This window comes from Actinoplanes rectilineatus (assembly GCF_000962825.1).
Lineage (GTDB): Bacteria > Actinomycetota > Actinomycetes > Mycobacteriales > Micromonosporaceae > Actinoplanes > Actinoplanes rectilineatus.
In genome coordinates this window covers 30,084-46,620 of record NZ_JZKF01000026.1, presented here as the reverse complement: position 1 = coordinate 46,620, position 16,537 = coordinate 30,084, and the positions used below count along the sequence as shown (strand labels likewise).

13 protein-coding genes are annotated in these 16,537 nt (G+C 72.1%); 8 read left to right on the top strand and 5 right to left on the bottom strand.

The features are described from left to right. Positions 1-41: 41 nt before the first annotated feature. The 4 genes from WH85_RS20750 to WH85_RS20735 all read right to left on the bottom strand — a co-directional run bounded on the left by WH85_RS20750 (position 42) and on the right by WH85_RS20735 (position 4,654). Positions 42-365: a helix-turn-helix domain-containing protein gene (locus WH85_RS20750; RefSeq protein ID WP_083449135.1), complete on the bottom strand. Its 324-nt coding sequence runs from the start codon at positions 363-365 to the stop codon at positions 42-44. Between the two features lie 300 nt (positions 366-665). Next, the gene (locus tag WH85_RS20745) at positions 666-2,762 is read right to left on the bottom strand and encodes an iron ABC transporter permease (RefSeq protein ID WP_045743582.1); all 2,097 of its coding nucleotides are present in this window, start codon (positions 2,760-2,762) and stop codon (positions 666-668) included. A 2-nt stretch (positions 2,763-2,764) separates the two neighbouring features. Beyond that, positions 2,765-3,769 (bottom strand): ABC transporter substrate-binding protein, encoded by a 1,005-nt coding sequence (locus WH85_RS20740; RefSeq protein WP_045743581.1) that lies wholly within the window; start codon positions 3,767-3,769, stop codon positions 2,765-2,767. 30 nt (positions 3,770-3,799) lie between these two features. After that, entirely contained in the window at positions 3,800-4,654 is an 855-nt protein-coding gene (locus tag WH85_RS20735; RefSeq protein WP_045743580.1) for an ABC transporter ATP-binding protein, read from the bottom strand. 276 nt (positions 4,655-4,930) lie between these two features. Between WH85_RS20735 and WH85_RS50590 the strand changes: the two genes are divergently transcribed. From WH85_RS50590 to WH85_RS20700, 8 genes are all read left to right on the top strand, one after another. Next, positions 4,931-5,461, top strand: coding sequence for a hypothetical protein (locus WH85_RS50590; RefSeq protein WP_169792471.1), 531 nt, complete (start codon positions 4,931-4,933; stop codon positions 5,459-5,461). 369 nt (positions 5,462-5,830) lie between these two features. Continuing rightward, a complete protein-coding gene (locus WH85_RS20725; RefSeq protein ID WP_045743579.1) occupies positions 5,831-6,127 on the top strand; it encodes a hypothetical protein in 297 nt (98 codons plus the stop codon). A gap of 324 nt (positions 6,128-6,451) precedes the next feature. Beyond that, positions 6,452-7,621 carry an MFS transporter gene (locus tag WH85_RS20720; RefSeq protein WP_211275406.1) on the top strand — a complete coding sequence of 390 codons (1,170 nt, stop codon included), beginning with the start codon at positions 6,452-6,454 and terminating at the stop codon, positions 7,619-7,621. Between the two features lie 114 nt (positions 7,622-7,735). Then, positions 7,736-8,968, top strand: coding sequence for an enoyl-[acyl-carrier-protein] reductase FabV (fabV, locus tag WH85_RS20715; protein ID WP_083449134.1), 1,233 nt, complete (start codon positions 7,736-7,738; stop codon positions 8,966-8,968). Then, entirely contained in the window at positions 8,953-9,099 is a 147-nt protein-coding gene (locus tag WH85_RS50585; protein ID WP_157411119.1) for a hypothetical protein, read from the top strand. The genes fabV and WH85_RS50585 overlap by 16 nt, the downstream gene beginning before the upstream one ends. A 638-nt stretch (positions 9,100-9,737) precedes the next feature. Beyond that, positions 9,738-10,268 carry a transglycosylase SLT domain-containing protein gene (locus WH85_RS20710; RefSeq protein WP_045743640.1) on the top strand — a complete coding sequence of 177 codons (531 nt, stop codon included), beginning with the start codon at positions 9,738-9,740 and terminating at the stop codon, positions 10,266-10,268. Positions 10,269-10,324: 56 nt separating this feature from the next. Continuing rightward, positions 10,325-11,071: a L,D-transpeptidase family protein gene (locus WH85_RS20705; protein ID WP_245674028.1), complete on the top strand. Its 747-nt coding sequence runs from the start codon at positions 10,325-10,327 to the stop codon at positions 11,069-11,071. A gap of 45 nt (positions 11,072-11,116) precedes the next feature. After that, on the top strand, positions 11,117-15,766 hold the full coding sequence (locus tag WH85_RS20700) for a diguanylate cyclase (protein ID WP_169792472.1): 4,650 nt from the start codon (positions 11,117-11,119) through the stop codon (positions 15,764-15,766). A 120-nt stretch (positions 15,767-15,886) separates the two neighbouring features. Here the strand turns inward: WH85_RS20700 and WH85_RS20695 are convergent, their stop codons facing one another. Further along, the gene (locus WH85_RS20695) at positions 15,887-16,498 is read right to left on the bottom strand and encodes a TetR/AcrR family transcriptional regulator (protein WP_045743578.1); all 612 of its coding nucleotides are present in this window, start codon (positions 16,496-16,498) and stop codon (positions 15,887-15,889) included. Positions 16,499-16,537: the final 39 nt, after the last annotated feature.

Here is a 16,537-nt window from a genome sequence, read left to right as displayed (position 1 = left end):
GCCCGGGGCGGATGCCCCGGGCCCGGACCTGAACGGCAAGATCAGATGTTCGGCCCTGTCCTGACGGCCCGGGGTGGGTGCCCCGGCGTCCGGCTGTCGGCCGACCGGCCGGGCCGGGCCAGTGTGCCGAGCACGAACCCGAGCTGGAAACGGTTCGCCACCCCGAGACGGTCCATGACCGAACGCAGGATGTTCGTGACGGTCCGGGTGCTGACCCCGAGGCGTCCGGCCGCGCTCGCGTCGGTGTGCCCACCGCGCAGCAGCGCGATCAGTTGACGCTCCCGGTCGGTCAGGAAGGCGGCCCCGGCGGGCGTGCCCGGGCCTCCGGCCCCGGCCGGCTGGAAGATCTGCTGACTGATGGTCATCGAGCGGCTCCATGGTCAGTGCGCCGGAGCGGAGGCGGCCCGGCGGGATGATCCGACCGTATCGACCGGATCGTCACCCGGCGCTCACGTCATGGACTCACCAACGTGCCAGGCAGCAAATCCCCCGCCGCAAACCGGTCATACGGTCGTCAAAGCCGCGGCGTGCTTTCATCGGCATCGCCGCTGAATGGGACCGGTGTGCCTGGTGACGCCTCACGAGGGCGCCACGGCGCAGTGCTCCTGTCCCGCCGTCCAGACGACGTCGCGGGTGTCCGGATCGTGACGGTCCGGACACCCGGTTCAGCCGCGGGTACGGCGCAGCAGCCAGACGAAGTACGGCGCACCGATCATCGCGGTGACCAGCCCGGCGGCGATCTGGGACGGGGCGATCGCGGTCCGGCCCACCGTGTCGGCGACCACGACCAGCAGCGCGCCCAGCCCGGCGGCCACCGGCAGCGACCGGGAGTGCCGGGCGCCGACCAGGGCGCGCGCCGCGTGCGGGGCGACCAGGCCGACGAAGCCGAGCGCCCCGACCGCGCAGGCCGCCGCGGCGGTGAGGATCGCGGCCAGGCCCAGGAACGCGTACCGGGCCCGGTCGAGCGGCACGCCGAGCACCCGCGGGACGTCCTCGTCGAGCGAGACCAGGTCGAGGGTGCGGGAACCGGCCAGGGCCAGCGGCACCGCCACCAGCAGCGCGATCGTCACCGGGAGCAGCTGGGACGCCGACCGGCCGTACGTGGAACCGGAGAGCCAGGTCAGCGCCAGCGAGGTGTCCCACGGCGAGGAGATCACCACGGTCAGCGTGGTCAGGGCGGCCGCCGCGGCGCTGACGCCGACACCCACCAGGACGATCCGGTCCGAGGCGGTACCGCGGCGGGCCGCCAGCCGGGTGACCAGGGCGAACGTCAGCAGGGCGGCGAGGGTGGCGACACCCATCACCGGCCAGATACCGACGCCGGGGACCAGCAGGACCACCGCGACCGCGCCGAGGCTCGCCCCGGGGGTCACGCCGAGCAGGCCGGGTTCGGCGAGCGGGTTGCGGCAGACGGCCTGCACGATGCCCCCGGCCAGGGCCAGCGCGGCACCGCCGAGCAGCGCGGCGAGAACCCGCGGCCAGCGCTGGTCCAGGACGAACGTGACCTGCCGCCCGGCCGCCCCGCTGATCCAGTTCGCGACGTCGCCGAGCAGCACCATCCGGTCGCCGAGCAGCAGCGCGGTGACGGTGGCGGCGACCAGGGCGACGCCGAGGACGGTGCCGACCGCGGCGGTCCAGCGGGTGGACCGGACGGTCCCGCGGGTGCCGCGGGACGCGTCGCCGGCGGCCGGCCCGCCGTCGCGCAGCTTGCGGGCCAGCTGGACGAGCAGCACCGCACCGGCCAGCGAGGTGATCACCCCGGTGGGGACGGCGATGGACAGGTCCTTGGGGACGAACATCCGCAGCAGCACGTCGGCGGCGACGACCACCAGCGCGCCGACGACACCGGCGAACGGGACGACCAGGGCGTGCGGTCCCATGCCGGGGATGCGGCGGGCCACGATGCGGGCGATGACCGGACCGCACAGTCCGACGAAGCCGATCGGCCCGGCGACGGTGACGGCCGTCGCGGCCAGCATCACGGCGAGCAGGACGGACAGCACGCGGGTGTTGCGCACGTCGACGCCGAGCACGCGGGCGGTGTCGTCGCCGAGACCGAGGACGTCGAGGCGGTGCGCCAGCAGCCACATGCCGAGCAGCCCGGCGGCGACCAGCGGCGCCGCGAACTGCACCTTCGCCATGCCGGACTGGACGGTGCTGCCCGCGCCCCACGCGAAGAGACCGACGGTGTTCTGCTGGAAGAGCATCAGCAGCACCGACGTGAACGAGTTGAGGGCCAGCGCGACGGCCGAGCCGGCCAGCACGAGCCGGGCCGGGCCGGCGGCGCCACCGCGGGCCACCACCAGGACCAGGCTCGCGGCCAGCAGGCCACCGGCGAAGGCGACCAGGCCGCCCAGGGCGAACGGCAGCGTCACGCCGAAGGCCGCGACGGCGACGACCGCCACGTACGCGCCGGCGTTGACGGCCAGGGTGTCCGGTGCGGCGAGCGGGTTGCGGGCCACCGACTGCAGCAGCGCGCCGGCGACACCGACGGCGAGGCCGACCAGCAGGGCGGCGAACAGGCGGGGCACCCGGCTGGCGACCATCACGGCGACGGTCTGTTCGCCGGCGTCACTGGTGCCGGGCAGGAACGCGCGGACCAGTTCGCCGAGGCCGAGGTCGGCGGAACCCTGGGTGAGGTGAACGCCCGACAGGAGCAGGAGCAGCGCGAGAGCGGCGCCGAAGGCGACCACCGGGCCGGCCACACGGCCGGCCCGGGAGGTGCCCGTCGCGCCGGGCGGCGCGACGGAGGTGACGACCATCGTTACTTGCCGGTGAAGGCGGCGATCAGGGCGTCGGCGTACGCGTTCGCGGACGGAACGCTGCCGAACATCCAGATGCCGTCCGGGATCCGGTCGGTGTTGGAGGCCTTGCCGAACGGGGTGGTCTTCCACACCGCGTTGCCGGTCAGCGCCGCCTCGAATTCCTTGCCACCCTCGGACTGGTTGGCGACGTACACGAACTTGCTGTCCGCGTTCGTGATCTTGGTCAGGCCCTCGATGTCGGTCTGCGCCAGGCCGTAGTCCTTGTCGCCGCCCTCGGTCCACTGGTTCGTAAGGCCCAGCTCCTTGGCGACCGCGCCGAAGAACGAGCCGGGCGTGTACATGCGCAGCGCGACGGTGCCGTCCTGCAGCCACCCGTCCGCCATGGTGAACGGCGCGCCGGTCTTGCCCGCGGTGGCGAGCGCAGCCTTGCCCTCGGTGATCTTCGCGTCGAAGTCGGCGAGCAGCTTCTCACCCTGCGTGGTGGTACCGGTGGCCTGCGCCAGCAGCGTCACCGTCTTGCGCATGTAGCCGATCGGGTCGGCGCCGTCCGAGCCCTTGATCGCGATGACCGGGACCTGGTCGGCGATCTGCTTGATGACGTTCTCCGGCAGGTCGACCGTGGTGACGACCAGGTCCGGGGTGAGCGCCATGATCGCGTCCAGGCTGGGCTCACCGCGGGTGCCCAGGTCGGCGGTGGCCGCGTCGAGCGGGGCCTGCGTGTCGTAGGTGTTGTAACCCTTGACGTCGGCGGCACCGACCGGCTTCACCCCGAGCGCGAGCAGCGTCTCGGTGGGGCCCCACTCCAGGGAGACGACCTTGGTGGCCGGGGCGTCGAGGTGCACCGCGCCGCGCTCGTCGGTCAGGTCGACCGGGCCGGCCGAGACGGCCGTGCTGGCCTCGGTCTCGGCGGTCTCCTCGGTGGTGCCACAGGCGCTCAGCGCGACCGCGGTGACGGCGGCGGTGACCGCACCCACCAGGGCGCGGCGGGACAGGTTGGTCCTCATGAATATCCTTCGGGGGGTGTTCGACAGAAATCAGGTGGTCGGCAGGAAACGGTCGCTGTGCCGGCCCACCGGGCGGGTGTGCACCCGCCCCGAGCCGTCGACGGTGACGTCGATGCGCAGGCCGTAGACGTCGGTGAGGAGCTCGGCGGTGAGCACCTCGGCGGGGGTGCCGGCCGCCCGGACGCGCCCGGCGTGCAGCAGCACGATGTGGTCGGCGACCGCGGCCGCCTGGTCCAGGTCGTGCAGCACGACACCGACCGCGACGTCGTGCTCGTCGGCCAGGTCACGGATGGTGTCCAGGGTCTCCACCTGGTACCGCAGGTCGAGATAGGTGGTCGGCTCGTCGAGCAGCACCACCCGGGTGTCCTGGGCGAGGCAGGTCGCCAGCCACACCCGCTGCAGTTCGCCGCCGGACAACTCGTCGACGGGCCGGTCCGCCATCGCGTGCACACCGGTCAGGCGCATCGCCCGCTCGACGTGCTCGTGCCCGTCCGGGTCACCGCCGCCGAACCGCCCCCGGTAGGGGTGCCGGCCGTACGCGACGACCTCCCGGACACGGACCCCACCGGGCGTGGGCCGCGACTGGGTGAGCAGCGTGACCTGCCGCGCGAAATCCTTCGGCCGCAGCGCGAGGGCGTCGATGCCGTCGTGGTCGCTGTCGCTGTCACGGTCGCTCAGCGTGACCGAACCGGCGGTCGGCGTGTGCAGCCGCGCCAGCGTACGCAGCAGTGTGGACTTGCCGGACCCGTTGGGACCGACGAGGGCGACCACGGCGCCGGGCCGCAGCGCGAGGTGCGCGCCGTGCACGACGGTGCGCCCGTCGTAGGCCAGGGTGAGGTCGTCGCCGGTGAGCGCGTCTCTCCGGAATGCGTCTCTCTCAGACACGGCCCGGCCACTGCATGTTGTCCATGCAGGTAAGGCTAACCTAATGATCTAGAGCGCGATCACCGCCCCGCCCATGGTTCACAGCCGCCGCACAGGCCGTTCCCCGCACTCTCCTTTGTGGGGTACGCGCAAAAGGCCCCATCACTGTGCGGCAGGCGCTGCCGTTCTGGGGTATGCGCGTGGAATGTCCAGCCTGAACAGGGTGGATGTGGTGATCTACGCTGCCGGAATGATGAGCTTGGTCGTTCGGTGAACCGCCGGATCAGTTCCCGTAGCGTGGTTCTGACGGCAACATTCCTGGCGCTGGCGTCGGGCGGGGTCGCGGCCTGTGACGCATCCGATTCGGAGGAGTGGGAGTCGTCCGGGGATTCGTCGACATATGTCTACGAGAGTTCCGCCGAGTCCGATTCATCGGACTATTCGGAATCCTTCGACGGCGACGGTTATGTAGACGACGATATGGGTGAGTTAGGCGGTTCGGATGAGTCGGACGAGTTCGGCGAGTCGGGCGACGAGATCTTCTACTGCGCCGACGAGGACGGTGAGATCGTCGACGAGGACCTCTGCGACGACCCCGATCCCGTCACCCCGGTCTTCCTGTGGCACTCGACCGGTTACGCCCGCGGGATGTCACCGGGCATGTCCCTCGACGGCGGCGACAGTTTCCCCGCGACCGACAGGTCCAGCCGCCGCGCCTTCAGCCTGCCCGCCACCGGCCACGTCGCCAACGGCGCCGTCAAGACCAACGTGGTGGGCCGCAGCAGCGGCGGCTCGTCCGTAGTCAAGGGCACCTCGTCCGGCGGCTGAGACGGCTGGCGTGCCGGGTGCGAGACGCGTTCCGCGTTCGGGGGTGTGAAGCCCGTCCGCGTGGTGACTTCAGGCGTGCTGGGCACCCGTATTCACCACACCCGTTGTGGGCGTCGTGAATTTGGCCGTGCTGGGTGCCCGAAGTCACCACGCGGCCAGCAGCGCCGACGTGACGAGGGTTGTCGATGTGGTCAGTGCTACACCGGTTCTCATCGCGCCTCCTCGCAAATGGTGTTCGGTATCGGTCCCGTCTTCCGCCCTGTCCGCCCCGGCCCGGTGGATCCACGAACGCCCCACGCACTTCACCGGCACTTCTCCCGCATACCGCTCGCCGAGTCCGATAACCGACTCCATCGATAGGATCAGTGGGTGACTGACTCCGCGGTGACCGACTATCACGCGTCCTTCCGCCGGCAGGGACTCGACCGCCTCGACACCGTCGAGGGACGCCTCGAGTTCGCGATGACCACCCGCCTGGTCACGCCGCAACTGCCGGACACCGGGCGGGTGCTGGACAACGACGGTGGCCAGTGGGGGCGGTGGCGGCGGATCGCGGTTGCCCTCAGACCGTTCTGCCGGATGGGGTCGAGGCCATCACATCTGGTTGGCGGATACACCCGTGGTGGGTGTGGCCACACCCACCACGGGTGTATCCAAAAAAGTTGACTATGACTCGACTCGAGAGCAGTCGCGCAGGCGGCGGACGGGCGGACCGCAAGTCGCACGGCCCGATTGGTCGAGCTGCCGTGGGCCTGCATGTGCCCCGTTGATAGGGGAGCGGCTAGCCTCATCGCCCGGCGGAACGTGACATCCACATGGTCAACCGTGTCGTCCTCAAGGAGTCAGCATGTTTACCGGGCTCAGTGCCTACCTGAGGGCGGTCGCACCGGGACTGCCGGGGCTGCCGGGACCTGGGCTGCCGGGAGTGCGGGCGGTCGGTGTGGTTGAGGGGCCGCGCGTGCGGGATGCGGCCTGGTGACCGTCGGGGCGGTGCGCGAGCGGCGGGGTGGGCTTGCCCGGTATGTCGTGGCGGCCACGCTGGCCCGCAGCGCCGACGGGGGAGCGGTGGTGGCGATCGTGCTGCTGGCCACCGCCGGGGGCGCGCCCGGGTGGGTGGCCGGGCTGCTCGGGGCGGCGATCACCGCGCCGCACCTGGCCGGGCCGTTCCTGGCCCGGCGGCTGGACACGGCGCGGGACGGGCGGACCGTGATCGCTGTCGCCTGTCTGGTGCACGGGGTGACACTGGCGGCGGCGGTCCTCGTCTATCCGGTGGTGTGGGCGGCAGCCGTGCTGCTGATCGTTTCCGGACTGGCCGGTCCGCTGCTCACCGGTGGGATCAGCAGCCGGCTGCCGGCCATCGCCGGGCCGGAGCGGCACCGGCAGCGGCGGGCGCAAGGGTGGGACGTCGCCACCTACGGCATCAGCGGCACCGTCGGGCCGACGATCGTCGCCGCCGTGTCGGCGTGGGCGAGCCCTACCGTGGCGGCGCTGATCCTGGCCGGCGCCACCGTGCTGGCGGCCGCGCTGGTCCGGGTGCTGCCCTACGCGCCGCCCGCCGCGGAGGCCGACGAGGTGCCTCGCCCGGTGCGCACGCTCGGCATCATGCTGGCGATCGGGCCGTTGCGCCGGACCCTGTACCTGACCGTCACCGTGGCCCTCGCCGTGGCCGCCCTGCCGATCACCGCGGTCGCGTCCACCGGCCGTCTGGGGGTCGATCCCGCGGCGGCCGGTCTTCTGACCGCGGGGTACGGCCTGGGCGGCCTGCTCGCCTCGGCGGCCATCATGGTCCGCCCGCTGCCCGGCGACGCCGACCGGGCGATGACCGTGCTGGCCACCACGGTGGCGTCGGCGATGATCCTGGTGGCGGTGACCGAGCGGTTCTGGTGGGCTCTCGCCGCGTACACGATGGCGGGGATCTGCAATTCGTTCTTCTTCGCGGCGACACTGGCGGCCCGCAGCGAGTACGCCCCGGCGGCCGCCCGTGGTCAGGTCTTCGTCTGGATCGGCGCCCTGAAGATCGCCGCGAACTCGGCCGGCACCGCCCTGGCCGGCGCGATCGTCGCGGCGGCGCTGTACCTGCCGCTCACCCTGGCCGCCGCGTCGATCCTGCTCGCGGTCGCCGCCTCCGGGCTGGAGCAGCGTCGGCGCCGGTCCCGATAGTTCCGCGTACGTGTCCGGCTCGGGGACCGAGTGGTCCGAGGGGAATAACGGGACGAATGCTCCGAAACGTACCCTTAAATGGAATTTTGATGATGGTGAGGTGGAGGGCTTCCCGTGGTCGTGCGTGTGGTGGATCCGGCGGGGCGTGGGTTTCTGCTTCTCGACGCGCACCCGGCCGGGTGTTTCGCCGTGGTCGAGCAGATGCGTGCCGAGGCGGTGACCGGCGCGGACATGAAGGCGAACGAACGGGCGAACGGGCAGGCGAACGGACGGGTGGACGGGCCGGTGGCGCTGGTGATCGGATCCAGCGCCGGGTACGGCCTGGCGGCGACGATCGCCGGCCTGGCACGGCACGGGATCCGCGGTGTCGGTGTCGGGTTCGAGCGTCCCGCGGCGCGGCGATCCGCGACGGCCGGGTGGTACCGGACGATCGCGACCGCCACGATGGTGGCCGAGACGGGCGGTGACTTCACCTTCGTCAACGGGGACGCCTTCACCGGCGCGACCAAGGATGCGGTGCTCGGCCTGCTCGAGGAACAGTTCGGCGGCCTGGACGTGCTGATCTACAGCGTGGCGGCGCCGCGGCGCACCGATCCGGGCACCGGCGAGGTCCACCAGTCGGTGATCAAACCGATCGGGGCCGCGCACACCATCCGCAACCTGGAGTTCGACAGCGACGGCAGGCCCGGCCTGCTGCAGGTGACCGCGGAACCGGCGAGCGCGTCGGAGACCACCGCGACGGTACGCGTGATGGGCGGCGACGACTGGGCGCTGTGGATCGATGCGCTGGCCGGGCGGGGCCTCGTCAACCAGGGTTTCCGGACGGTCGCGCTGTCCTACATCGGCTCGTCGCTGACCGACGCCGTCTACCGGGACGGGACGATCGGCGCGGCGAAGGCGCACGTCGACGCGACCGCCGCCGCGCTGACCACCAGGCTGGCGCCCTGGGCGGGGCGGGCGTTCACGTCGGTCAACGGCGCCGCGGTGACCCAGGCGTCGATGGCGATCCCGGGGCTGGCCCTCTATCTGGCCCTGGTCCGGGCGGAACTCGGTGACCGGATGCGGACACCCGTGCAGCAGTCGGTCCATCTGTGGGAGCAGTTGACCGGTGACCGCCCGTTCGACCTCGACGAGCAGGGCCGGATCCGACTGGACCGGTGGGAGCTGGACCCGGACGTGCAGGCCGCGGTGGTCCGGCGGTGGAAGGCGGCGACCCCGGAGACGATCGGCGAGGTCGCCGACCTGGAGTGGTTCCGCACCCGGTTCCGGGCCCTGTACGGCTTCGACGTGCCGGGTGTCGACTACTCCGTGCCGGTCGAGGTGGATCTGCCGTGGCCGGCGGGGTGACGATCGTCGGCGCCGACCCGGACAGTTCGGTGTACGGCCGGGCGCCGTCGTGGCGAATCCGGGTGGCGATCCTGACCGAAGGCCGCATCACGGGCACGGTTCTTCGGCGGTCACTGGCCCCGGAACGTTGAGAGGACGTTGTACCGCCCGCGCCAGCCGTCGTCCATGGCTGATCCGAGACGGCCGCATCAGCAGTCGGCGACGGCTCGTTCCGTCCCGCCGTCGTCCGCGGCTGGTGCGGCGCCGTGGCGTGACCGTGCCCGACGGCTCGGGGTGCCTTGCCGTCGTTCAGGGTTGTTGTCGGCTCCTGTAGGGACCGTGTGCGACGGCTCGGGGTGCCCAGCCGTCGTCCGCGGTCGTTTGTGGTCCACGGTTGGACCGCTACTGACGGCTGGGCTGGCTGAGCCGTCGCTGACGGCTGCCCCGTAGGCGGGAATCGGCCGCCAGCGACGGCTCGAGGTACCCAGCCGTCGTTGGCGGTCACGGCTGTCGTCGGCGGCCCCGGCCATCGTTTGTGGTGCCCGGCTGTCGTTAGCCGGCCGGGTGACGGCTGGAGTGTGGGTCCGGGTGCGCGGCCGGGTGCGGGCTGGGCTGAGCGTGCGGGCTGGAACTGGGTGGGGCTGACCCCGCGGTGCCCAGCAGGCGGTCAGGAGGCATCGAAGCCGGTCGGCCGATGATCACCGGGGCAAGATCCTGCTACCGTCCTGGATCGACGGTTGTGGACAGGATGGTGGCCGTCGGTTTCCGCTGCGAAAGGGCATTCCCCACTGTGCGCCTGTTGTTCGTCATCGCTGCCGCCGTGCTCGCCGGTTTCGTGCTCAGTCCCCTTCTGCGGGCCGACGCCTCCTGCGTACCCACTCCGGCGGCATCCACACCCGACACCGCGCTGAAGGACTGGAGCAAGGCCCAGGTGGCCAATGCGAAGGTCATCGTCAGTATCGGCGAGGAGCGTGGCGTACCCGAGAAGGGCCTCGTCATCGCGGTGGCGACCGCGCTGCAGGAGTCGAGTCTGCGGAACCTGCGCGGCGGCGACCGGGACTCGATCGGCCTGTTCCAGCAGCGGCCCAGCCAGGGATGGGGCACGCCGAAACAGCTGTCCGACCCGGCGTACCAGACGAAGAAGTTCTACGACAAACTCGCCAAGGTCAAGGGCTGGGAGAAGATGCGGCTGACCGAGGCCGCCCAGGCGGTGCAGATCTCCGCCTATCCGGAGGCGTACGCGAAGCACACTAAGGCGGCCACCGGGCTCGTCGACGCGCTGCAGTCCGCCCCGCCGCTGTGCACGGTCGAGGGCCGATGACGATGCGCCTGTCCCGGAAAGAGAAACCCGCCCGCCGGCCGGGCGATAAGAAGGCTGTGCGCAGATCGGCGGCGGTGGTGGCGATGGTGCTGGCCGGGCTGATGGTGCCGTCGTCGCCCGCTGAGGCGGCACTGCCCGACGGCCTGACCCACCTGGGCAAATCCAAGCAGGTCATCGTGGTCAGCGGTAAGAGCTGGACGTCGACCCACGCCACCGTGCGGGCCTATCAGCGCGGTTCCGACGGGAAATGGCGGCTCGCCTTTCCGGCGATGGCAGCACGCATCGGGTACGGCGGATGGGTGTGGGCGTCGAAACGGGTGCAGGACACCGGGAAGACGCCGGCCGGAACGTTCACCATCACCGAGGCCTTCGGGGTGCGCGCCGATCCGGGCACCGCGTTGCCGTACCGGAAGGTGGACGGCAACGACTACTGGGTCGGCGACAACAAGGACGCGAAGACCTACAACCTGTTCCAGCCGTCGGCGTCGGCGAAACGGACCTGGCGTAAGTCGCAGGCCGAGCGGCTCGCCGCCTATCCGAAACAGTACGCGCACGTCGCGGTCATCGATTTCAACCGGGCGAGCGGCGTCACCTGGAACGCCGAGCGCGGTCAATACGTCGCGTCGACGAAGGCGAACACGAAACGCGGCTCGGCCATCTTCCTGCACGCCAGCGGCAAGGGCTCGACGGCCGGATGCGTGTCGGTCAGCCGGGCGAACATGGTCCGGTTGCTGACGTGGCTCAAACCGGCCAGGAAACCGCGCATCGTGATGGCGCCCGCGTCCGCGCTCGAGAAAGCCTGATCGTTCGTCGGCACCGGGCGGCGGCCCGGGCCTAGGGTGAGTGCTGTGCGGAAGGCGTTCACCGGGGCGGACGCTGAGATCCGGCTGCATCAGGAAGCGCTCGTGCTGCGCCGGCTCGCCGGCCTGCCCGGGGTGCCGGTGCTGCTCGGCGTCGACGCCGAAGCCCGGCAGCTGGAGCTCGCCGACCACGGTGAGCGGGACCTCGGCTGCCCGGTCGAGGATCCGGCCGAACTGGTCGCGGTCGCCACGGCGGTGGCGTCGGTGCTCGCCGGGCTGCACGAGCGCGGCGTGCTGCACCGCAACATCACCCCCGCGGCGGTTCGCCGGGACGCGTCCGGCACGCCGCGTCTGGACGGGTTCGAGCTGGCCACCACGTACCCGCTGGAACGGCCCCGGTTCACCCACCACAGCGAGATCAGCGGGACACTCGCGTACCTGTCGCCGGAGCAGACCGGGCGGACCGGGCGCCCCGTCGACCAGCGGTCCGACCTGTATTCGCTGGGCGCCACCCTGTACGAACTGGCGGCCGGCCGCCCGCCGTTCACCACCGGCGATCCGCTGCAACTGCTGCACGACCATCTCACGCGTACCCCGGAACCGCTCACCGGCCCCGCGCCGCACGTGCCGCCGCTGTTCGCGGCGATGGTGGCGCGTCTGCTGGCCAAGGACCCGGACCGCCGCTACCAGAGTGCCGACGGCCTGCTCCACGATCTGCGCCGGCTGGCGGCGGAGTTCCCGGCCGCCGATTTCGCGCTGGGGGAGCGGGACTTCCCGTGGGAGCTGACCGCCCCGTCCCGGGTGATCGGCCGGGACGCCGAGATCACGACGCTGGAGGCGGCCCTCACCGCGGCGCTGCGCGGCACCGGCAACGTCATCCTGGTCAGCGGGCCGTCCGGGGCCGGTAAGAGCGCCCTGATCGATCAGCTCCGCCCGCTGGTCGCCACCGCCGGCGGGTGGTTCGTCGCCGGCAAGTTCGACCAGTTCCGGCGTGGCCCGGACGCGGACGGGGTCCGGCAGGTGTTCCGGGCTCTGGGGCAGATGCTGCTCGCCGAACCGCCCGCGGAGCTGTGCCGGATCCGCGCTCTGCTCACGGCCGGGCTGGCCGCCGGGGCCGGGATCATCGCCGCGGTCGTCCCGGAACTCGCTACCGCCCTGGACATCGAACCCGAGACCGACATGGGTGACCCGGTGCACGCCCTGGACCGGCTGCGCCTGACCGGCATCGAGATCGTGCGGATCGTCGCCGCGGCCCGGCCCCTGGTCATGGTGGTGGACGACCTGCAGTGGTCGCACGGGCCGGCGATCGACTTCGTGGACGGTGTGATCGACGCCGGGGCGATCCCGGGTTTCCTGTTCGTCGGGTCGCACCGCGACGACCCGCTGCCCGCGATCCACCCGTTGGCCACGGCCCTGGCCCGCTGGCCGCGTGCGGTCAACGCCCCGACCCGGCTGCCGCTGGCGAACCTGCCGGATGCGGAGACGTCCGCGCTGATACGGGAGATGCTGCGGCTGCCGGTGGACCGGGTCGGCGAGCTGCTGGCCACGGTGGCCGAACGCGGCGGCGGCAACCCGTTCGAGACGATCGAACTGATCAACGCGTTGCGCCGGGGCGGGGCGCTGCGTCCCGCCGAGGACGGCTGGGCCTACGACGACCGGCGGGGCCGGTCGATCAGTGCGGGCGCCGACGTCATCGCCGACCAGTTGGAGGCGCTGCCCGGACCGGCCCGGCACCTGGTCGAGGTGCTCTGCTGCCTGGGCGGGGACGTCGCCGCCGACTCGCTGAGCGCCGCGGCCGGGTTTCCCGCGGTGGCGCTGCTCGGCCCGGGGCTGCAGGAGGCGATCGAATCCGGTCTGGTGGTCATCGACCGGACCCTGGAGACGTACGCCTTCCGGCATGACCGGATCCGCCAGGTCGTCAACGACGGCATGCCGGCCGGCCGCCGCGGAGACCACCATCTCGCCATCGCCCGCGCCCTGGAGTCCCAGTCCGGGCATCAGCTCATCGTCGCCGAGCAGTACCTTCTGGCTCTCGACCGGCTCGGCTCCCCGGACGAACGCGCCCATGTCGCCGCGCTGCTGTGCGCGGCGGCCGCGGACGCCCGGCGGTCGGTCAACTACCGGCTCGCCGAGCAGATGCTGATCGCGGTGCCCGGCCTGACCACCGACCCGGACCTGGTGCTGCGGACGACCCTGGAACGGCAGGCGGTGCTGCTGGCGACCGGCCGGTTCGAGCAGGCCGCGGACCTCTACCACAGCGCCGACCTGAGCCGTGCCGCGCTGCCGGTGAGGCTGGCCGCCGCGGAACTGCACCTGATCGCGTTGACCTGCCAGAACCGGCTGGACGAGGCGCTGCGGGTCGGCCGGGACACGCTCGCCGCCTGCGGCATGCCGGTGCCCGCCGACCCGGTACGCGCCGACGAGGCGGCCCGGGCCGTGCGGGAGCTGACCGGGTGGGCGGCCACCGGTTCCGCGGAGCAGGACGCCGCCCACCCGCGCGCCGCCGACGCCCTCGCCGACGCCGTCGACCGGGTCGTCAACCGGTTCCTGCAGGCCGCCTACCTGGCGGACGACCCGTTGTATCCCTGGCTGATCCGGGTCGCGGCACACCGGTGGACCACCGACGGCCCGTCGACCCCGCTGACCGGGCCGCTCGCCAACGGGTACCTGGTGCTGGCACGCTGGAACCAGGACTACGTCACCGGTCACCGGATCCTGCGCCGGATGATGCGGTTCGCCGAGCTGGCCGGCGTCGAACCGGACGCCACCTTCGCCCGGTTCCTGCACAGTGTCAGCGCCGCGGCCTTCTTCGAACCACTGCGGGCGGTGATCGCCCTCGGCCATGAGATGCACGAGCGTCTCATCCGGGTGGGCGGTTCCTACGACGCGGCGTTCACGTTCGCCGCCACCACCCCGCTGATGCTCGACTGTGCCGCCGACCTCGACGACGCCCGGGCCGAGGCGGAACGGGGGATGGCCTTCGCCGCCGCGACCCACAACCGCACCGGTGCCCAGAACCTGGAGATCCATCGTCAGTTCGTCGCGGTGCTGTCCGGGACCCGGGACGCCATCGACGCGGAGCGCCTGTACGCCGGGACCGGAACCGCGGTGTTCGGCGATCACGTCTACCACGCGCTGGCCGCCCTGCTGCTCGGTGACCGCGCCACCCTGGTCCGGCAGGCGGACCGGGCCGCCGCGCTGATCCCGGCGTTCAGCGGCCTCCCGACGGTCGTCACCGCGCACCTCGTGCACGCCCTGGCGCTCGGCGACACCGGGCGGGCCGGCACTACCGCGTTCGCGGAGCATCTGGCGTGGTTCGAGCAGCGGGCCGCCGAGACACCGGGCAACTTCGCGCACCTCGCGTCGTGGCTGCGCGCGGAACGGGCCCGCGGCATCGGGGACCTCCCGGAGGTGGTCCGCGCCTTCGACCGGGCGCAACGTGACGCCGACGGGGTGCAGCGGCCGTGGCACCAGGCGCTGATCGCCGAACGGTACGGCCGGTACCTGGTCGAGCAGCAGGCCGTACACCTGGGAAAGCAGACCCTGGGTGACGCTTGCCGCCGCTATGCCGCGTGGGGTGCGCACCGCAAGGCCGCCGACCTGCGGGCCGAGTTCCGGCTGCCGGACGAGGACGCCCCGGCCGGTCCCGGGCGGGTGACGGCGCAGTCGGTGGACCTGCTGGCCGTGCTGCGGTCCAGTCAGGCGATCAGTTCGGAGACCCGCCTCGACCGGCTCGTCCCCCAGCTCAGCCAGGTGCTGTGCGCGCTGACCGGGGCGACCGCCGCCCACCTGGTGATCCACGACCCGGACCGGGCCGAGGCGTGGACGGTGGCGACCGCGGGCGGGGACCTGCTGCCGCTCGCCGACCCGGCCGCCGGGGCGCTGCTGCCGGTGACGGTCGCCCGTTACGCCGCCCGGACCCGGGAGCCGCTGATCGTCGTGGACGCCACCGCCGACGACCGGTTCGCCCACGATCCGTTCCTGCGGCCGCTCGAACAGTGCTCGCTGCTGGCGGTGCCGGTCCTCAACGGGGGCCTGCCGACCGCGGTGCTGATCCTGGAGAACACCGACAGCCGGGGCGCGTTCGCCACTCACCGGCTCGACACGGTGAGCCTGCTGACCGGCCAGCTCAGCGTGTCGGTCAACAACGCGCTGCTGTACGCCGCCCTGGAACGCAAGGTCGCCGACCGGACCCGGGAACTCGCCGACGCCAACGCCCAGCTCGCCCGGCAGGCCGGCACCGACGCCCTGACCGGACTGCCGAACCGGCGCCGCCTCGACGACGCCCACGACACGGTCGCCGTCGCCATGATCGACATCGACTGGTTCAAGCCGTACAACGACCATTACGGCCACCAGGCCGGCGACGAATGCCTGCGCCGGGTCGCGTCCGCCATCGGCGCGGCCGTGCGCCAGACCGACGTGGTGATCCGCTACGGCGGCGAGGAGTTCGCGGTCCTGCTCGCCGACGCCGACGAACACATCGCCCTGCAGGTCGCCGAACGCATCCGCGCCGCCGTCCACGCCCTCGGCGAACCACACGCCGCCGCCCCTCGCGGCCACGTCACGGTCAGCATCGGCGTGGCCACCGCCCCCGCCGGTCCCGGCACTCCGGTCGAGGCGCTGCTGCGGGCCGCCGACTCCCGCCTTTACCAGGCAAAACGCGAGGGTCGCGACCGCGTGTCCGGTGCGGCGTGATTTTCTGGTACGCGCGGAAGTGCCGTCCCTGATACGGCGGGGCCGGCGTCGTCCGTTCGCAGCTCGCCGCCGAGACGGGCGATGCCGGCGGCCGGCCCCGTGCGAGTCGATCCCAGCCGGTCACCCCGCGGTCTGGTCAGACGCTGTCAGGTAGCGCGTGAGCATGGTGACGAGCTCGTCCTCCAGCCGGCGCGGGTCGAGTTGCCGGGTGGCGAGCAGTTTGTGCGGCAGCATCTCGACCGTGTTGACGATCATCAGGGCGGCGGTGTCCAGGTCGTCGACGCGGATCTGCGGGTGGCCGGCGAGCAGCGCGCGGACCTGGGCGACGCGTTCCTGCTCGTACGCGAGGACCTTGCCGATGAAGTCCGCGTCGATCGGGGCCTCCTCGATCATCATGCGGAGCAGCCGTGGGTCGTGCTGGTGGTTGTCGATGGTGCGGCGGGCGAACAGGCGCAGCGCCTCCGGCAGGGGCAGACCGTCCAGGTTCAGGGCGGCCGCGGCGTCGCGTTCGATGTGGTCGACGAGGAGCGCGGCGAGGATCGACTCCTTGTTGGGGAAGTACTGGTACACCGAGCCGATCGAGACGCGGGCCCGTTCGGCGATGCGGTTGGTGGTGCCGGCGGCGTACCCGTGCTCGGTGAAAATGTGAGCAGCGGCGGTCAGGATGCGGTCGCGGGTGAGTTCCGCGCGTACCTGCCGGGGCTTGCGACGTGGGCTGTTGTCGCGGGGCACAGGGGTCCTCCTCGAGGGCCGCAAAAGCGAGTAGCCGAA